The sequence below is a fragment of the Pseudogulbenkiania ferrooxidans 2002 genome (genome assembly GCF_000174355.1).
GTDB classification, from domain to species: domain Bacteria; phylum Pseudomonadota; class Gammaproteobacteria; order Burkholderiales; family Chromobacteriaceae; genus Pseudogulbenkiania; species Pseudogulbenkiania ferrooxidans.
Window position 1 is genome coordinate 46,980 of the sequence record NZ_ACIS01000010.1, and the last position, 16,558, is coordinate 63,537.

15 protein-coding genes are annotated in these 16,558 nt (G+C 66.8%); 3 read left to right on the plus strand and 12 right to left on the minus strand.

Annotated elements, in window-relative coordinates; genetic code table 11:
- Window positions 1-100 precede the first annotated feature (100 nt).
- Window positions 101-1,315, minus strand: coding sequence for an EAL and HDOD domain-containing protein (locus tag FURADRAFT_RS16865; protein ID WP_008955374.1), 1,215 nt, complete (start codon window positions 1,313-1,315; stop codon window positions 101-103).
- A 33-nt stretch (window positions 1,316-1,348) separates the two neighbouring features.
- Here FURADRAFT_RS16865 and thpR point away from each other — a divergent pair, with 33 nt between their 5' ends.
- Complete coding sequence (gene thpR / locus FURADRAFT_RS16870) at window positions 1,349-1,885, plus strand: RNA 2',3'-cyclic phosphodiesterase (protein WP_268869738.1); 537 nt, start codon at window positions 1,349-1,351, stop codon at window positions 1,883-1,885.
- Window positions 1,886-2,124: 239 nt separating this feature from the next.
- On the opposite strand, the gene FURADRAFT_RS16875 is transcribed toward thpR, so the two are convergent.
- The 8 genes from FURADRAFT_RS16875 to cyaY form a co-directional block, all read right to left on the minus strand.
- Window positions 2,125-2,859 (minus strand): amino acid ABC transporter ATP-binding protein, encoded by a 735-nt coding sequence (locus tag FURADRAFT_RS16875; protein ID WP_040653141.1) that lies wholly within the window; start codon window positions 2,857-2,859, stop codon window positions 2,125-2,127.
- Between the two features lie 5 nt (window positions 2,860-2,864).
- Complete coding sequence (locus tag FURADRAFT_RS16880; protein ID WP_008955377.1) at window positions 2,865-3,539, minus strand: amino acid ABC transporter permease; 675 nt, start codon at window positions 3,537-3,539, stop codon at window positions 2,865-2,867.
- Window positions 3,536-4,279 carry an amino acid ABC transporter permease gene (locus FURADRAFT_RS16885; protein WP_008955378.1) on the minus strand — a complete coding sequence of 248 codons (744 nt, stop codon included), beginning with the start codon at window positions 4,277-4,279 and terminating at the stop codon, window positions 3,536-3,538. The genes FURADRAFT_RS16880 and FURADRAFT_RS16885 overlap by 4 nt, the downstream gene beginning before the upstream one ends.
- A gap of 245 nt (window positions 4,280-4,524) precedes the next feature.
- The gene (locus FURADRAFT_RS16890) at window positions 4,525-5,430 is read right to left on the minus strand and encodes a glutamate/aspartate ABC transporter substrate-binding protein (RefSeq protein WP_008955379.1); all 906 of its coding nucleotides are present in this window, start codon (window positions 5,428-5,430) and stop codon (window positions 4,525-4,527) included.
- Window positions 5,431-5,525: 95 nt separating this feature from the next.
- Window positions 5,526-6,260, minus strand: coding sequence for an amino acid ABC transporter ATP-binding protein (locus FURADRAFT_RS16895; RefSeq protein WP_008955380.1), 735 nt, complete (start codon window positions 6,258-6,260; stop codon window positions 5,526-5,528).
- A gap of 142 nt (window positions 6,261-6,402) precedes the next feature.
- Window positions 6,403-7,179 carry a 16S rRNA (adenine(1518)-N(6)/adenine(1519)-N(6))-dimethyltransferase RsmA gene (rsmA, locus tag FURADRAFT_RS16900; RefSeq protein ID WP_008955381.1) on the minus strand — a complete coding sequence of 259 codons (777 nt, stop codon included), beginning with the start codon at window positions 7,177-7,179 and terminating at the stop codon, window positions 6,403-6,405.
- Window positions 7,180-7,465: 286 nt separating this feature from the next.
- Window positions 7,466-7,882: a YqaA family protein gene (locus FURADRAFT_RS16905; RefSeq protein ID WP_008955382.1), complete on the minus strand. Its 417-nt coding sequence runs from the start codon at window positions 7,880-7,882 to the stop codon at window positions 7,466-7,468.
- Entirely contained in the window at window positions 7,879-8,196 is a 318-nt protein-coding gene (cyaY, locus tag FURADRAFT_RS16910) for an iron donor protein CyaY (protein ID WP_008955383.1), read from the minus strand. The genes FURADRAFT_RS16905 and cyaY overlap by 4 nt, the downstream gene beginning before the upstream one ends.
- A gap of 181 nt (window positions 8,197-8,377) precedes the next feature.
- Between cyaY and lptM the strand changes: the two genes are divergently transcribed.
- A complete protein-coding gene (gene lptM / locus FURADRAFT_RS21395; RefSeq protein WP_367180154.1) occupies window positions 8,378-8,494 on the plus strand; it encodes an LPS translocon maturation chaperone LptM in 117 nt (38 codons plus the stop codon).
- A gap of 121 nt (window positions 8,495-8,615) precedes the next feature.
- The gene (locus tag FURADRAFT_RS16915; RefSeq protein WP_008955385.1) at window positions 8,616-9,713 is read left to right on the plus strand and encodes an aminotransferase class I/II-fold pyridoxal phosphate-dependent enzyme; all 1,098 of its coding nucleotides are present in this window, start codon (window positions 8,616-8,618) and stop codon (window positions 9,711-9,713) included.
- Between the two features lie 199 nt (window positions 9,714-9,912).
- Here the strand turns inward: FURADRAFT_RS16915 and FURADRAFT_RS16920 are convergent, their stop codons facing one another.
- The 3 genes from FURADRAFT_RS16920 to FURADRAFT_RS16930 form a co-directional block, all read right to left on the minus strand.
- On the minus strand, window positions 9,913-10,245 hold the full coding sequence (locus tag FURADRAFT_RS16920; RefSeq protein WP_008955386.1) for a cupin domain-containing protein: 333 nt from the start codon (window positions 10,243-10,245) through the stop codon (window positions 9,913-9,915).
- A 124-nt stretch (window positions 10,246-10,369) separates the two neighbouring features.
- Entirely contained in the window at window positions 10,370-11,917 is a 1,548-nt protein-coding gene (locus FURADRAFT_RS16925) for a sensor domain-containing diguanylate cyclase (RefSeq protein ID WP_008955387.1), read from the minus strand.
- Window positions 11,918-12,149: 232 nt separating this feature from the next.
- Complete coding sequence (locus FURADRAFT_RS16930) at window positions 12,150-16,262, minus strand: DEAD/DEAH box helicase (protein ID WP_008955388.1); 4,113 nt, start codon at window positions 16,260-16,262, stop codon at window positions 12,150-12,152.
- Window positions 16,263-16,558 lie beyond the last annotated feature (296 nt).

The following is a 16,558-nucleotide window of genomic DNA, read 5'->3' on the forward strand; positions in this document are numbered from 1 at the left end:
GCGACCTCGCCGGAGCGGGCTTAGCAAAGCGGCCGAGGCCTGGAGCATGACCGGGTCCACGGGAAAGGGGCGCACGGGCGGGGTAAAGGCCCGGGCCGGCTTACGCCCACATGCGTTTGACCCAGTCCAGCGACTCGGTCTCGATTCGGGTGAGGAGTTCGGCATCGTAGCCGGCGGGCTGTACCGTGTTTTCGTCTTCCAGCGACACGGTGACCTTGAGCCATTCGCCGAGGATGTGCCGGCCATCGAGCACGGCGTCCTTGATGATCTGATCGACCGGCAGCTGCGGAATCAGCTCGGTCTTGGGGCGCAGCATCAGGGCGTCGACCAGCGACAGGATGCCGACCATGAAGGCCTGTTCGGCCAACTGGGGCGCCTCCGGCCGCAGGCTCTGGGCCAGCCGCTCCATGATGCGGCCGCGCATGGCCGCCAGTTCGAGCAGGGGATTGTGGCGGACCTTGTCGCCCTGGGGCGTGGCGGTGGCAAACATCAAGAGCAGGGTCCAGCGCTTGATCTTGTCCCGTCCCAGGAGCAGGATGGCCTGGCGGATCGAGGTGACCGCCGACTTGTCGGCCATGACCGCGGTGGAGGTGAGCCGGAGCAACATCAGTGCGATGTCGGGAGCGCTCTTGAACGCTTCCTCCAGGGCATCGGTTTCGGCATCGCTCAGGATCAACCCCAGCAAGCGCAGCAGCACCGACACCTTGGGCCGGACCTGGCGCGAGTGGATCACCGTGGGATGGGCGAAGAAGTAGCCCTGGAACAATTTGAAGCCGAACTCGCGACAGGTTTCGAACTGCTCGGGGTTGTCGACCTTTTCCGCCAGCAAGCTGCCGCGGAAACCTTCCAGTGCTTGCATCAGCGCCGGCAACGCGCTCAGCTCGACCTGGCTGAGGTCGATCTTGACGACGTCGACGTAATCGAGCAGGGCGCGCTTGTCGCTGGTCAGCGATACCAGGTCGTCCATCGCCATGCGGAAACCGCGCTGGCGCAGCTCGGCCAGCCGCACCAGCAGGGCGGGCGTCGCCCGGACCGTTTCCAGGATTTCCAGCACTACGGTGTCGTGCGGCAGCACGTTGATGAGGTCGCTCATCAACAGCTGTTCGTCGACGTTGATGTAGCCCAGCCGGTCGCCCAGCACCTCGGCGACGCCGAGGTCGACGAAGGCATGGCGGATCACCGTGGCGGTGGCGGCGAAATCGTCGACGACATGCGCGGCGTTGACCGGGCTGGAACGGAACAACAATTCATACCCCACCAGGTTTTCCCTGGCATCGACAATCGGCTGCCGCCCCAGATAGTGCGTTGAGTACATGAAGAAACCTGCGTCGTCCCTGAAAAGCGTCGAGTGATCAGTTTAGGGGAAAGGAATCGGGTCTTGAGACTCTTTTTTGCCATCATACCGGACAAGTCGACTTCCGTGTCATTGCATGCCAATGGCAACTTATTGGCCAAACACAGCCGTGGCCATGTCGTCGCCGCCGAGCGGCTGCACCTGACCCTGGCCTTTCTGGGCGAGGTCGCTCCCGAGCGGCTGGACGAACTGCTGGCGGTGGGGGAGCGCTTGCCGCTTCTGGCCGGAGAGGTGTGGACGATCGACCGTGTCGGCGGCTGGCCCAACGGTATCGTCTGGGCCGGCAGTTCTCAGCCATGCCTCGTGCTGAGCGAACTGGTGGCCGCCTTGCAGCAAGGACTGGCACAGGCCGGGTTCCCGACCGAAACGCGTCCATACGTGCCGCACGTGACGCTGCTGCGCCGGGCGCGCCACCGGCTGCCGCCCCAGGACATCTCCCCCTTACCGTTCGTCTTGCGGCGCGTGTTGCTGATGGAATCCACACTAACGCCGCAGGGGCCGCAGTACCGCGAGCTGCGGCGCTGGCCGTGACAGGCGGCTTGCTCGAGGACAGGAAGGCCAGCGCCACCCTTACCGGCAGAACAGGTTTCACGTGAAACATCGTCCACCCCGACGGCCTCCCGTCTCCCGGACAAGGCCGGGGGATACCATCGGCCCTGCTACAGGCTGCCTTTTCCCACGGCAGCGGATATGGAAAACGCCACCGGGTTGCGGTGGCGTTGCTCAGACAAGGCGGGCAGAAGATCGTTCGGCTCGCCGGCATCGCTGGCTCAGTGCTGCAGGATCTTCGACAGGAAGTGCTGGGCACGCTCGGAGCGGGCTTTGATATCGCCGAAGAACTCTTCCTTGGCGCAATCCTCGACGATGGCGCCCTTGTCCATGAAGATGACGCGGTTGGCCACCTTGCGCGCGAAGCCCATCTCGTGGGTCACACACATCATGGTCATGCCCTCGTGCGCCAGTTCCACCATCACGTCCAGCACCTCGTTGACCATTTCAGGGTCGAGCGCCGAGGTCGGTTCGTCGAACAGCATGGCGATCGGGTCCATCGACAGTGCGCGGGCGATCGCCACGCGCTGCTGCTGACCGCCGGAGAGCTGGCCCGGAAACTTCGCGGCGTGCGCCTTGAGGCCGACGCGATCGAGATAGTGCAGGCCTTTCTGGCGCGCCTCGTCCTTGCTGCGCCCCAGCACCTTTTCCTGGGCAATGGTCAGGTTGTCGGTGATCGACAGGTGCGGGAACAGCTCGAAGTTCTGGAACACCATGCCGATCCGCGCGCGCAGCTTGGGCAGGTCGGTCTTCGGGTCGCCCACCGACAGGCCGTCGACGATGATCTCGCCCTTCTGGAACGGCTCCAGCGCGTTGACGGTCTTGATCAGGGTGGATTTGCCGGAGCCGGACGGGCCGCACACCACCACCACTTCGCCCTTTTCCACGGCGGTCGAGCAATCGGTGAGCACCTGGAAGTCACCGTACCATTTGCTGACGTTCTTGAGAGTAATCATCGCGCTCATACTGCCAACCTCTTTTGCAGACGCTTCACCACGGTGGAGGCGCCGAAACTGATAACAAAATAAACCACCCCGGCCAGGATCAGGAACTCATTCGGCTGACCGACGATGTCCCCCTTGGAGCGGGCGGTGTTGAGGAAGTCCATCAGGCCCACGGCGTACACCAGCGAGGTGTCCTGGAACAGGATGATGGACTGCTGCAGCAGCAGCGGCATCATCTTGCGGAAGGCCTGCGGCAGGATGATCAGCCGCATTGCCTGGCCGTAGGTCATGCCCAGCGCGTAGGCGGCATTGAGCTGGCCCTTGGAAATGGACTGGACGCCGGCACGCACAATCTCAGCATAGTAGGCCGCTTCGAACATCATGAAGGCCACCAGGCAGGAGGTGAAGGCGCCGACCGCGACGAACTCGCCGGAAATCCACTTGAAGATCAGCGGCACCACGAAGTAGAACCAGGTGATCACCAGCAGCAGCGGAATCGAGCGGAAATAATTGACGTAGAACTTGGAGGCACCGGACAACAGGCGGTTGCTGGACAGGCGCATCAGCGCCAGCACCGTCCCCAGCGCCACGCCGCCGCTCACTGCCAGGAGCAGCAGCTTGAGCGTCAGCACCATGCCGTCGATCAGGCCGGGCAGGGCCGGGCCGATCTGGCTGAAATCGAAACCCATCATTTGGCACCTCCCATCATGCCCGGCACCCGCAGACGGGTTTCCACCCAGCCCATGAACTTCATCAGGCTCATGTTGAGCACGAAGTAGATCACCGTGGCGAGCGTGAACGCTTCAAACAGGTTGGCCGAAAACTCGGCGGTCTGCTTGGTCTGCGCCAAGAGCTCCATCAGGCCGATCAGCGAGGCCACCGAGGAATTCTTGAAAATGTTCAGGAACTCGCTGGTGAGCGGCGGGATGATGATGCGGAAAGCCTGCGGCAGCAGCACATAGCGGTAGATCTGCGCCTGCTGGAAACCCATCGCCATGGCGGCGTAGTTCTGCCCCTTGGGCAGCGCCTGGACGCCGGTGCGCACCTGTTCGCACACCCGCGCCGCGGTAAACAGGCCGAGGCAGACCACCACCGACAGGTAGGCCGAGGTCGCCGGACTCAGATCCTGCTTGAACCAGATCTGTGCGCGTTCCGGCAGCAGGTCGGGCACCAGGAAGTACCAGACGAACAGCTGCACCAAGAGCGGCACGTTGCGGAACAGTTCGACGTAAGCGGTGGCAATGCCCGAGGCGGTCTTGTTGGGGAGCGTGCGCATCACGCCCAATACCGACCCCAGGATCAGCGCGATGATCCAGCCGGCCAGCGCCACGGCGATGGTCCAGCCCAGACCGGAAATGAACCAGTCGAGGTAGATTTCCGTGCCGATGCCGGTGGACTTGAAGAAGACGTTCCAGTCCCAGTTGTAATTCATACCCAATCTCCAAACAAAAAGGGGAGACGACCTCCCCCCGGAGCCTGGCATGTTCCTGTTCGTCAGCCATACCGGGAGGAGGATATGGCGCGGGCAGCAGCAACCCTCACGACCAATGCGGGATTGGCTGTGAATCGTCCCGCCACAGGCGGCGGGCTGGCGCTGCGAGCCGGCGCGTGGCGGCGGCAATGCCGCCGCCACGCGCCGGGAACAGGTTCACGACAGGCTCGAGTCGCCCGTCAGGATTACATCTGCTCGGCAGACTTGTCGGTCGGGCTCTTGATCAGACCCTTGAGTTCGTCCGACATCTGGAAATTCAGGTTGAGGTTTTTCGGCGGAACCGGGCTGGTGAACCACTTGGCGTAGATCTTGTTGATCTCGCCGGACTTGTAGGTGGCCTTGATGGCGTCGTCGACGACTTTCTTGAAGGCCGGGTCGCCCTTGCGCATCATGCAGCCGTAGATTTCGAACGACTGCGGCTTGCCGGTCACCACCCACTCGGCCGGGTTCCTGGCTTTCACCATTTCGCCGTACAGCAGCACGTCGTCCATCATGAAGGCGACGGCACGGCCGGATTCGGCCATCAAGAACGATTCGCCGTGGTCCTTGGCCGAGATGATGTTCATGCCCATCTGCTTCTCGGCGTTCATGGCCTTGATCAGGCGCTCGGAGGTGGTGCCGGCGGTGGTCACCACGTTCTTGCCCTTGAGGTCAGGGAAATCCTTGATGCCGGACGTTTTCTTGGTGAGCAGGCGGGTGCCGATCTCGAAGATGCCGACCGAGAAGTCGACCTGCTTCTGGCGCTCCAGGTTGTTGGTGGTGGAACCGCACTCGATGTCGACGGTGCCGTTCTGGACCAGCGGAATGCGCGTCTGCGAGGTGACCAGGTTGTACTGGACCTTCAGGCCCGGCATCTTCAGGTCTTTCTTGACGGCTTCGACCACCTTGTGGGCGATGTCCATCGAGTAGCCGATCGGCTGCTGGTTGTTGTCGAGGTAGGAGAAGGGAATGGAGGCATCACGGTGACCGATGACGATGGTCCCGGAGTCCTTGATCTTTTTCAGGGTGCCGGTCAGCTCGGCGGACATGGCCGGAGCAGCGAGCAGGGCGCCAACGGTGGCGGTGCAGATGAGTCGAGTGGTAAAGCGCATGCAAGTTTCTCCTGTTCTATTGATCTCGGCGCCCCCGTTATTCGGGGGTCGCTGTGCTGACAGCGTGCCCCGCCCCCGTTGCCTGCTTCGCCGGCTTATTGCATCGGCGTCAGCAACTGGCGCAGGAACTGCTTGGCCCGATCGTGCTGGGGGTTCATGAAAAACTCCTCAGGCTGGGCTTCTTCGATGATCTGGCCATGATCGACAAACACCACCCGGTCGGCCACTTCGCGAGCGAAGCCCATTTCATGGGTCACCACCATCATGGTCATGCCCGATTCCGCCAGGTCTTTCATCACGCGCAGCACTTCACCGATCATTTCCGGATCCAATGCCGACGTGGGCTCGTCGAACAGCATTACCTGAGGTTGCATGGCCAGGCCGCGGGCGATAGCCACACGCTGCTGCTGCCCACCGGAAAGCTGTGCCGGGAAGGCGTCTTTCTTGTGGGCCAGTCCCACGCGTTCTAGCAATTGCAATGCCAGCTTCTCGGCAGCCGCCCGTTCCATCTTCTTAACCATTAGAGGTGACAATGTGATGTTGTCAAGTACAGACAGGTGCGGGTAGAGGTTGAAGTGCTGGAACACGAAGCCCACTTCGGCGCGCAGCGCGTTGAGATCGGTCTTGGGGTCGACCACGTTCTTGCCGTCCACCCAGATCTCGCCGGAGTTAATCGATTCGAGCTGGTTGACGGTGCGAATCAGCGTGGACTTGCCCGAGCCGGACGGGCCGCACACCACCACCACCTCGCCGGCCGCGACATTCAGGCTGACGTCGTTGAGGACATGCAGGTCCTTGAACCACTTGTGCACGTTCATGAATCGGATCATCGTTACCGCTCTTTCTGTTTACTGATTTTCATTTATGTTTCAATACGTTACCTTTGCCTGCCGGCAGCAGGCCGGCGTGCCGCGCCACGATTTTCGGGGCAGGCCGCGGCCGGCGCAAGCTGCAACGCAGCAAGGGCCGGGGTCAGCGCCGGCTGCTCAGCAGGTTGGCCATGGCCACGTACTGCTCCACCGTCAGGTTCTCCGGGCGCAACCCCGAGTCGATGCCGAGCGCGGCGAAGTCCGCCTCGTCCAGTACGCCCTTGAGGTTGTTGCGCAGCGTCTTGCGGCGCTGCGAGAAGGCCAGGGTGACCAGGGCCTCGAGCTCGGCTTCGTCGGTCGCCACGCCGCAGCGGCCGGGCGCCGGGATCATGCGCACCACGGCCGATTCCACCTTGGGCGGCGGCCAGAAGGCGCCCGGCGGCACATGCAGAATCTGTTCCATTTCAAAGCGATACTGCAGCATCACCGTGAGCCGGCCGTAATCGGCGGTGGACGGTTCGGCCACCATGCGCTCGATGACTTCCTTCTGCAACATGAAGTGCATGTCGACCACGCGGTCGCCGTAACTCGCCAGGTGGAACAGCAGTGGCGTGGAGATGTTGTAGGGCAGGTTGCCGATCAGCTTGAAGCGCGTGCCGATGCTGGAAAAATCGAAGGCCAGCGCGTCGCCTTCGTGGATGGTGAGGCGCTCGGGCGGGAACTCGCTTTTCAGCCGGCTGATGATGTCGCGGTCGATCTCGACCACGTGCAGGTGCGGCAGACGCGCCAAGAGCGGGCGGGTCAGCGCGCCCAGGCCCGGGCCGATCTCGACCACGATGTCGCCGGGCTGCGGGTTGACCGCGTGCACGATGCTTGCGATCACGCTGGCGTCCTGCAGGAAGTTCTGGCCGAAGCGTTTACGGGGTATGTGTTTTGTCATGGGCTTTCGTCATGAAGCGCTCATCCGATCCATGACGGATGGCGAAAAAAAGAGTGGCCGGTGTAGCTTTTTTGTCTCACTGGCGTGGCAAAACGACATGAAAATCAATCGACATTAAAATACCCATAGAAAAATTTTCTATCGCCACGCCGATTTTGCCACCCTGCCCGTACCCGGGCGGACCGTCCCGGCGCCGGGGCGGGGTGGGCAACGCGGCATTTCGTTCGGAAAACCGAACAGTATTGACGGCGCCGGAACGGAAATCCGAACCTTGCGGCGTCAGCGGTCAGCGTGTCAGTACCTGCAGCGTCAGCGCGATGGCGGCGTAGCGCAGCCCCTTGCCGGCAGTCAGCCACAGCACGCTCGGCAGCAGCGGCAGGCGCAGCCAGCCCGCCGCCAGCGGCAGCGCGTCGCCGATCAGCGGTACCCAGGCCAGCAACAGGGTGGCCGGGCCGAAGCGCTCGAACCAGCGCGCGATCCTGGGCGACAGCTCCTTCCTCGGCGCAAGCCGCCCCAGCCACAGGCTGCTGACGCTGCCGGCGGTGTTGGCCAGCGTCGCCAACAGCAGGGCCGGCCACAACCAGTCGGGCCACTTGTAGAGGAAGGCGGTGAGCGCGAGCTCGGAATTGCCGGGCAGCAGCGTGGCGGAGAGGAAGGCCGAGGCGGCCAGCCCGGCCAGCGCCAGCGCCGCCGTGTCCATCATTCGGCGAGCTCGAAGTCCTGGCCGGAGGCTTCGCGTATGGCCTGCGACAGGGTGGTGAAGAATTCGGCGCCGTCGCGCGCGGCAAGCCACTGACCGTCGCTCAAGGCGAAGTGGTAGCCCCCGCTCTTGGCGGCGATCCACAGTTCGTGGTTGCTGCTATGGCGGTTGACCACGATCTTGGCGCCGCTGTCGAACTCGATTTCCAGCACGTTGCCGTTGGTGAGGAAGTCGGCGTCGAGGCCGGCGTCGTCGATGGCGTTCTCGATGCGGGCGAAGATGCCGTCGGTCAGGATGAGGAATTCGCTGTCGGTCATGTCGTCTTGTCCAGTTGGGTCGGCGCGCCGCCGTATGCCGGTTTCGCCAGGCGGACGGGCCAGGACAGCCCGGATGGGCTGCGCGGGGAGGACCGCCGGAAGAAACGGGCGCTATGTATCGGCACGGCGCGCTTTGCTAGTATCGTAATTTTGCCACATCGGACCCGCCTCCATGCGAACCATGATCTCCCTCGTGGCCTTGTGCCTTATCGTCACGGCCTGCGGCTACAAGGGCCCGCTCTATCTACCCAAAGACGCGCCGGCGAAACACCGGCACCACGATGCCTCGGCGCCGTGACCCCGGCCCACTGCCATGCCCCGCCTGCCGGGGCATTTTTCATCGGGCCCGCCGTTGCGGTGGCGGACCCTGCCGCCGCCATGGCCTAGAATGATCCGCATTGCGTTTGTGGAGTGACCCCATGACCCGTTTTGCCCGCCATCTCGCGCATCACCCCATCGTCAATCCGTTTCCCGGCATCATGAAGCTGGAAGCGGCGCTCGGCCACCCGATCCGGGCGCGCATCGGCTCCAACGAGAGCATGCCGCAGCCGGCGTCGCCGCTGCTGCAGTTGCTCGGCGCCGCCGGGGCCGAGCTTGCACGGCTCTACCCCGATCCCTACGCCCACGCGCTGCGCACGCGCGCCGCGGCGCTCAACGGCGTGACGGCGGACGAGGTGCTGTTCGACACCGGCGCCGACAGCCTGATCCTGCTGACGCTGCGCCTGTTCTGCAACGTCGGCGATACCGTGGTGAGCACGGCGGGGACGTACCCGACCTTGCGCTACTTCGCCGAGGGCGTCGGCGCGCAGGTGGTCGAGGTCGACTACGCCCGCGGCGACGGCCTGCTGGCGCCCGATCTGGCGGCGCTGGCCGAGGCCGCCCAGCGGCAGCGGGCGGCGCTGGTCTACCTCGCCAACCCGGACAACCCGAGCGGCCACTACCACCGCGCCGACGCCATCGCGCGGCTACGCGCGGCGCTGCCGGCGGACTGCGTGCTGCTGCTGGACGAGGCCTACCTCGACTTCTGCGTGGACGAGGACGACGCGCCGCCGGCCGGGGTGCTGCCGAACACGGTGCGGCTGCGCACGCTGTCCAAGGCCTACGCGCTGGCCGGGCTGCGCGTGGGCTACGCCATCGCCGCCGCCGAGATCGTCGCCAAGGCCGACCAGATCCGCCCGCAGTATGCGCTGTCGGCAGTCGCCCAGGCGGCGGCGCAGGCGGTGCTGGACGAGCCGGACTACGCGCGCCGGCTGATCGCCGACACGCTGGCGCTGCGGGCCAGGTTGGCCGAAGCGCTGTGCGCACGCGGCCTGAGCGTGCTGCCCAGCCGCACCAACTTCGTCGCCATCGCCTACCCGGACGCCGCCGTGGCGGAGCGCATCCAGCGCGCGCTGCTGGCCGACGGCGTGGCGGTGCATCGTCCGCCGCATGCGGCGATGAAGCATCTGCTGCGCGTCACCGCCCATCCGCAGGCGCTCGACGCAGCGGTGCTGGACGCGCTGGCAGGCTCCGCCTAGCCATTACCAGACGCCTTCGCAACCACGACGCGAAGGTCCGTGAGCAGGGCCGCCGACCGTTCAGGGAGCACGGCAAGCGCTCGCTGAGCGGGTCTCTGCGTGTCAATCCATCGTCGAGCCAAGCGAAAGACCGGCACGCAGGGATTTGCCCAGCGCCAGCGGCGCAGGCGGCGCAACCCCGACGACGAAGTCAGCGCGGCTAAGGCAAATGGGAATAATGCACCGCCAGCCAGACCGTGGGCTGCTCGGGGTCGGTCCAGTCGACGCGGTGGCGGCGGTGCGGGGCGATGTCGAGCCAATCGCCCGGGCGGAGGTCGCGCGGCACACCTTCGTCCTCAAACAGCAGCTTGGCCTCGCCGGCAAGCAGCAGCACCCATTCGCCATCGGGCTGATCGAACCAGTAGCCGGGCGGGCTGGCCTGGCCGAACGAGACGATGCGTTCGATCTTGACGCCGGGCTGGCGCAGCAGGGTGTGGAACGCTTCCTCGGCGCCGGCGGCGGGGAGGTCGTTGAGCAGGTTGTGAATCGGCATCGGCGTGCTCCCGTGAGCGGCCCGGACGGCCCAGGGTCGGGCCGTCCCCTGACTGGATCATAGCCAAGCCGCCAGCGCTTGCCGGCACGGCCGCGCTCGAGGTTGGCCGAAGCCCGCAGCGGCGTCACACAGCGGCCAGCACCACGCGGTTGCGGCCCTGCTGCTTGGCCTGGTAGAGCGCGTCGTCGGCTTCCCGCAGCAGCGCCTCCGGGGTTTCGTCGGCGATGCCGGCGGCCACGCCGATCGACACCGTCAAGGCCGGCAGGCCGGGCACGCGGTACGCTTCGACGCGGGAACACAGGCGTTCGGCCACGCGTTCCGCGCCGATGGCGTCCGCCCCCGGCAGCAACATGACGAATTCCTCGCCGCCCATGCGGCACACCACGTCGCCCTCGCGCGCGCTGTCGCGCATCAGCTGCGCCAGCGCGGTGAGCGCCTGGTCGCCGGTATCGTGGCCGTAGCTGTCGTTGACCGACTTGAAGAAGTCGATGTCGATCATCAGCACCGCGAACGGCTGGCGGCTGTATTTCCAGTCGTCCAGCACGCTGTCCAGTTCGCGCCGGTTGCCAAGGCCGGTGAGGGCATCGGTATTCGATTCCTGGCGGAAGCGGTTGAGCTGCTGCTGCATGGCGCGCATCCCCACCAGCAGCGCCTGTTTCAGCTGCTGCGCCTCGAAGTACCACGAGCGCACCGCCTCGATGCGCGGCGTGGCGCCGTGGCTGTCCATGGCGGCGGCCTCGCGCGCCAGTTGCCGCAGCGGCCGCGCGATCTGCAGCGACAGCCACCACACCACCACGATGATGATCAGCAGCAGCGGCGCGGCGTACTTGGCCATGGTCAGCATGAGCTGGTCGAGCTCGGCCAGCGCCTGCGCCCTGGGGCGCTGCGACACCACGCCCCAGTGCGCGCTCGGCACGTAGGCGTAGCCGGCGAGCATCGCCACGCCCTGGGTGTTGGTCACCGGCCGGGCACCGCTCTGGCCGCGCATCACGGCCGCCACCACCGGGTTGCCCGAGGCGTCCTGCATGATGCGGGCGGGGTCATGGTGGAAGATCAGCCGTCCCTTGCCGTCCACCACGTAGAGGTAGGAGCCGTCGCGGTAGTAGTGCTCGCCCAGCAGGCCGTGCAGGATGTTCTTCTCGCGCAGCCGGATCGAGCCGCCGACGTAGCCGCGGTAGCGGCTGGCACGGTCGAACAGCGGTTGCGAGATCATCACCACCAGTTGCCCGGTGACGGCACGGTAGGGTTCGGAGATCAGCGGACTCTGCCTGGCCAGGGCCTCGTGCGCGCCGGGACTCTCCGGGCGCCGGCCGACGAGCTGGGGCAGGAACGTGGCGGCGCGCACCACGCCGCGTTCGTCGAACACCACCAGGGTGTTGAAGCTGTCGGAGGAGCGCTGCAGCAGGTCGAGCTCGCGTTGCAGCGCGGCGGCGTCGTCCATGTGCTCGACCAGCCGCTCGGCGTTGACGCGCAGGTTCTGCTGGGTGGCGCGCAGAAAGACCTCGGTGTTGTAGGCCACCTTGGCGGCGTAGACCCGGTGCGCTTCGAGCGTGTTGCGGATCAGGATGTCGCGCTGCACCTGATAACCGGAGTAAAAGCCGTTGATCACGGCGAGCAACACCGCGGTCAGGGCCAACAGCAGGATCAGGCGGCGCAGGTCGAAACGGAGCATGACGGTTTCCCAGCGCGAGAACAGGGGGGTGAACGTGCCGACGCCGCCTAGTCGCGGTGTCGGGCTGCGAGGCTAGCCATCGCCGTGTCGGGGCATGCTACTGATGCTGAAAGAATAGGAAAAGTCGGCGCGGTTTGGCAGCAAAAACCGCGCGGCAAGGAGGACTAGCAGCCTGGCCGATGCCAGGCGCCTCCCGCGGAGGGGCCGCCTGTCCCCCTCCGGCGAAACCCGCTCAGCCCCCCTTGAGCAGTTGCAGCAGCGCGTCGGCGTCGAGCTTGGCGCTCAGTTCGCCGCCTTCCAGCAGGCTGTCGGCCAGGTCGCGCTTGGCGGCGTGCAGCGCCACGATCTGTTCCTCGATGGTGTGCTCGGCCACCAGCCGGTAGACGGTGACCGGGCGCTGCTGGCCCATGCGGTGGGCGCGGTCCGAGGCCTGGTCTTCCACCGCCGGGTTCCACCACGGGTCGAGGTGGATGACGTAGTCGGCGGCGGTGAGGTTGAGGCCGGTGCCGCCGGCCTTGAGGCTGATCAGGAACAGGTCGCCCTGGCCGGCCTGGAAGGCGTCGACGCGCGCCTTGCGCTCCCGCGCCGGGGTGGAGCCATCGAGGTACTGGTAGGCGATGCCGCGCTCGTCGAGCCAGGCGCGCACGATGGCGAGGTGATCGACGAACTGGCTGAACACCAGCGCCTTGTGACGGTTCTCGAGCAACTCGTCGGCGATCTCGGCGAACGCCTTGAGCTTGCTGCCGGCGAGCTCGCTGTCCGGCAGCGCCAGGCGCGGGTGGCAGCAGAAGCGGCGCAGCCGGGTGATTTCGGCCAGCACCTTGAGCGGCTTGTTGTCTTGCTCGCCCAGCGCGTCGAGCTTGTCCACCGCCTGCTGGCGCAGCGCTTCGTAGAGATGCAGCTCGTCGCCGGACAGCGCCACCTTGAAGGTGATCTCGGTGCGCGGCGGCAGCTCGTCCAGCACCTGGCTCTTGGTGCGGCGCAGGATGAAGGGCTGGATCAGCGCCTTGAGCGCCTTGCGCGCGTTCTTGTCGCCGCGTTCGACCGGGACGGCGAAGCGCTGGTTGAAGCGTTCCTGGCTGCCCAGCAGGCCGGGGTTGAGGAAACGGAACAGGCTCCACAGCTCGCCCAGGTGGTTTTCCACCGGCGTGCCGCTGGCGGCGAGCTTGAAACCGGCCTGCAGGCCAAGCACCGCCTGGGCGCGCTTGGTGCCGGCGTTCTTGATCGCCTGCGCCTCATCCAGCACCACGCTGGTCCACGGCACCGCGGCGAAGGCGTCGGCGTCCTGCTGCAGCAGGCCGTAGCTCACCACCACCAGGTCGAACGGCGCCAGCGTGTCGAGCGCGCGCTGCTGCTGGTAGGAACGCACCTTCAGGGTCGGCGCGAAGCGCGCGGCTTCGGCCAACCAGTTGAGCGCCACCGAGGTCGGCGCCACCACCAGTTGCGGCCCGGCCGGGGCGCGTTCCAGCAGCAGCGCCAGGGTCTGCACCGTCTTGCCGAGCCCCATGTCGTCGGCGAGACAGGCGCCCACGCCCCAGCGCGCCAGCCGCGCCAGCCAGGCGTAGCCTTCCAGCTGGTAGTCGCGCAGCTCGGCCTGCAGCGTGGAAGGCGGCGTGGGCTGGTAGTCGCCGAGGCTGGCCAGCGCGGCGAGCTGCTCGCGCCAGGCGGCGTCGGCCTCGAACTGGCCGGCTTCCCGTTCCAGCTCGGCCAGCAGCGGCGCGGTCAGCGCGGAGAGGCGGATGGCGCCGTCCTTGCCGACGTGGTCGGCCACCAGCGCCAGCTCGTCGAGGCGGCGGCGCATGGCGTCGGTGAGAGCCAGCCAGTCCTGCTCGCCCAGCTTGAGGAAGCGCCCGGGATTGGCCTGCAACAGTTCCAGCAGCTGGCGCAGCTGCAGCACGCGGCCGTCGTCGAGTTCGAGATCGCCGGACAGCACGAACCAGTCGCCCTGCTTTTGCAGACCGAACTTCATCTGCGCCAGGCCGCGCCGCGCCTTGATGCGCATGCGCTCGCCCTCGGGCCAGACGCATTCCAGCGTGGCCGGGTCGACCGCCTGCAGTTCGGACAGCACTTCCAGCGCCGCCTGCGGCTCGGCGAGCTGCCATTCCTGGCCGTCGCCGTCGGCCTGGGCGAGCGCCGGGCAGGCGTCCAGCACCGCCTGCAGCGCCTGCTTTTCCGCTTTCAGCTGACGCCGCGTCTGCAACGCCTTGCCGTCCACCTCGCCCACCAGGTTTTCCAGCCCCTGGCCGGGCTTGCACCAGGCGCCGCCGGGCAGCGGGCGCATCAGCAGCTGCAGCCGCAGGCCCTGCTCGAGCGGCAGGAGGTGGGCGTAGAGCCGGGCGTCGGCCGGCACGGTGTCGATGTGCGCCGCCAGCTCGGGCAGGTCGGAGTGGATCGGCACCAAGGGCGCGATGCTGGTGATGGCCTCCATCAGCTGCGCCTTGGCCGCCAGCGGCACGGTCAGTTCCTTGCCGACGATGGCGGCGATCTGGCGGATTTCCTTGCTCACCGGGTAGACCACCAGCCGTGTCGGCGTGTCCTTTTCCCACACCACCTCACTGTCGGCGCCGACCCGCGCCGGCGTCAGCTTGAGCTGGATGTGGGCGCCGCTTTCCTTGAGCTGCAGCGCCACCTGGCCGGCGGCGACGTCGATGCGCACGTCGGGGGCGTCGGCCCAGAACAGCGCCGGGTGGCCGACCAGCGCCGGCAACGCCTTTTCGCCGTCGAGCTCGTAGCTGGAGCCGCCGTAGTAGCCGTCGTAACTGCGCTGGATGTGGCGCATGACGTTGCGGTCCTGCTCCAGCAGGTAGTCGGCGCTGTCGGCCTCGTCCAGCAGGCGCTTGAGCGCCACCGCGCGGCCCTTGCTCCACTGCCCCTTGGCGCCGAGCTTCTGCTCGCGCGGTTCGAGCAGCACGCCGTGGCGGCCGGCGCTGACGAACCAGGCGAGCCGGGTCGGATTCGGCGCCGCCTGGCGCGCCTCGGCGGCCTTGCCGGGGGCCAGCGAGGAGAGCGCGGTGAGCGCATGCTGCCAGGCCTCGCGGCGCTGGTAGAGCTCGAGCAGCGGACGCGCACCGTGCCGGCTGTGCCAGTCCGGCGTGCTGCGGGGCTCGCCGAATTGCCGTTCCAGCAGCGCCTCCAGTTCTTCGACCACGCGCTGGTAGCCTTCCTGCTGCATGCGCTCGCGGAAGGCGTGCAGCGTGGCTTGCCACGCCGTTGAGGTGGCCTGGCGGGCGTCGAGCCAGTAGAGCGCCAGCGCCAGCATCAGGCCGTCCAGCCCGGCCAGGTGGATCTGCTCGGGCAGGCCGAGGTAGGCCGGCACCGCCACGCCTTCCTGCAGCGCCACCAGGTGCTGCAGCAGGCCGTAGCTCTGGCCGAGGTTGTGCTTGATGCCGTGCTGGATCGCCTGCTTCAACTCGGCCTGGCGCGCCGGATCGGCGGCACCGAGCAGGGCCAGGCAGTAGAGCGCGTGCAGTTCGGCCGGCAGGTCGAGCTTGCGTTGCCGGGTCTCGGCCTTGCGCTCGTCGCGCCAGGCGTCGAGATGGGCCAGCGCCGCGCCGTAGCTGCCCTGCAGCAGCAGCGCGCTAAGCGCGCCGCCGAGGCTGTTGCCGAGGCGGCCGAACAACGCCACGCGCTCGCCATCGCCGCGCCACAGCGCCTGGCGCAGCAGCCATTCGGCCAATTCGTCCCAATCGCTGTAGCCGCTGTCCCAGCGCGACAGCGCGTAGTCGTAGCCGTGACGGAAGCCGTCGAAGCGCCAGCAGGCCTCCGGCAGGTAGTCGAGCAGCAGCGTCACCTGCACGTCGTCGGCCAGGCCGTCGAACAAGGCGCGCCCGGCAGCGTCGGCGAACAGCCGCTTGGCCGGCGCCGGCGGCGTCTGCCCGCTGCGTTGCTGCAGCTCGTGCAACTGCGCGAGCCAGCGCTGCGCCGGCCTGGCCTGGCCCGCGAGCACGGCGAGCCACAGCTGCAGCTGGCACTGCGCCGGGTCCGCGGCGCCCCAGTTCGCCTGGCGGCTGCCGAGGTGCTCCGGCAGCAGCTTGCTCCAGCGCGCCAGTTCGCGCCGGTCCTGCAGCAAGGGCAGCAAGGCGGCGTTGCGCGCCGCCGGCACCAGGCGGTAGGGCAGGCCGGGGGTGCGCACGATCCACTGCCGGTTCTCCAGCTCGGCCAGCAGGGTGCCGAGGCGCACGCTGTCGAGCTCCTTGCCGTGGGCGTCGTGTACTTCGGCGCGGTGCAGCAGCGTCAGCAGGTTGGCCTTGGTCTCGCCGCCGGGCAGCAGCGCCAGCACGGCCAGCAGCGCCTGGTGGGCAGGGGTGAGCGCGGGCTCGATGTGGTGGGAAAACGAGTCGGTCATGGTCGGTGGGGCAGAACGGCGAAACGACAGGGTTGGCCGAAGACCCGGTACGGGGGCGACGGCCAAGCTGTTCTAAAAGGAAGGTATTCCCAAAAGCATTAGGACCGAGAAAACGCAGCCTGGCAAGGCGAGCGTCTGCGAGGCTAAGGCGAAAGCCAGTAAGCGGGGCCGCAGCCCCTGCACAGAGGACGGCAAGCGCTCGCCGAGCGAATCTCCGCGTGCCAATCTATCGCTCAGCAAATCAAGGATTTGCACGCAGAATTGGCCAGCGAGAGATTCGCACGCAGCCCGCGCAA

What these genes read in the sequence shown, in the direction of transcription:
- FURADRAFT_RS16920 (WP_008955386.1), bottom strand. Translation starts at nt 10,245, where the DNA reads ATGCCGATTCACAACCTGCTCAACGACCTCCCCGCCGCCGGCGCCGAG.
- FURADRAFT_RS16930 (WP_008955388.1), bottom strand. Translation starts at nt 16,262, where the DNA reads ATGACCGACTCGTTTTCCCACCACATCGAGCCCGCGCTCACCCCTGCC.
- FURADRAFT_RS16890 (WP_008955379.1), bottom strand. Translation starts at nt 5,430, where the DNA reads ATGCGCTTTACCACTCGACTCATCTGCACCGCCACCGTTGGCGCCCTG.
- FURADRAFT_RS16875 (WP_040653141.1), bottom strand. Translation starts at nt 2,859, where the DNA reads ATGATTACTCTCAAGAACGTCAGCAAATGGTACGGTGACTTCCAGGTG.
- FURADRAFT_RS16905 (WP_008955382.1), bottom strand. Translation starts at nt 7,882, where the DNA reads ATGATGGACACGGCGGCGCTGGCGCTGGCCGGGCTGGCCGCCTCGGCC.
- cyaY (WP_008955383.1), bottom strand. Translation starts at nt 8,196, where the DNA reads ATGACCGACAGCGAATTCCTCATCCTGACCGACGGCATCTTCGCCCGC.
- FURADRAFT_RS16915 (WP_008955385.1), top strand. Translation starts at nt 8,616, where the DNA reads ATGACCCGTTTTGCCCGCCATCTCGCGCATCACCCCATCGTCAATCCG.
- FURADRAFT_RS16880 (WP_008955377.1), bottom strand. Translation starts at nt 3,539, where the DNA reads ATGATGGGTTTCGATTTCAGCCAGATCGGCCCGGCCCTGCCCGGCCTG.
- FURADRAFT_RS16895 (WP_008955380.1), bottom strand. Translation starts at nt 6,260, where the DNA reads ATGATCCGATTCATGAACGTGCACAAGTGGTTCAAGGACCTGCATGTC.
- FURADRAFT_RS16885 (WP_008955378.1), bottom strand. Translation starts at nt 4,279, where the DNA reads ATGAATTACAACTGGGACTGGAACGTCTTCTTCAAGTCCACCGGCATC.
- FURADRAFT_RS16925 (WP_008955387.1), bottom strand. Translation starts at nt 11,917, where the DNA reads ATGCTCCGTTTCGACCTGCGCCGCCTGATCCTGCTGTTGGCCCTGACC.
- FURADRAFT_RS16865 (WP_008955374.1), bottom strand. Translation starts at nt 1,315, where the DNA reads ATGTACTCAACGCACTATCTGGGGCGGCAGCCGATTGTCGATGCCAGG.
- lptM (WP_367180154.1), top strand. Translation starts at nt 8,378, where the DNA reads ATGATCTCCCTCGTGGCCTTGTGCCTTATCGTCACGGCCTGCGGCTAC.
- rsmA (WP_008955381.1), bottom strand. Translation starts at nt 7,179, where the DNA reads ATGACAAAACACATACCCCGTAAACGCTTCGGCCAGAACTTCCTGCAG.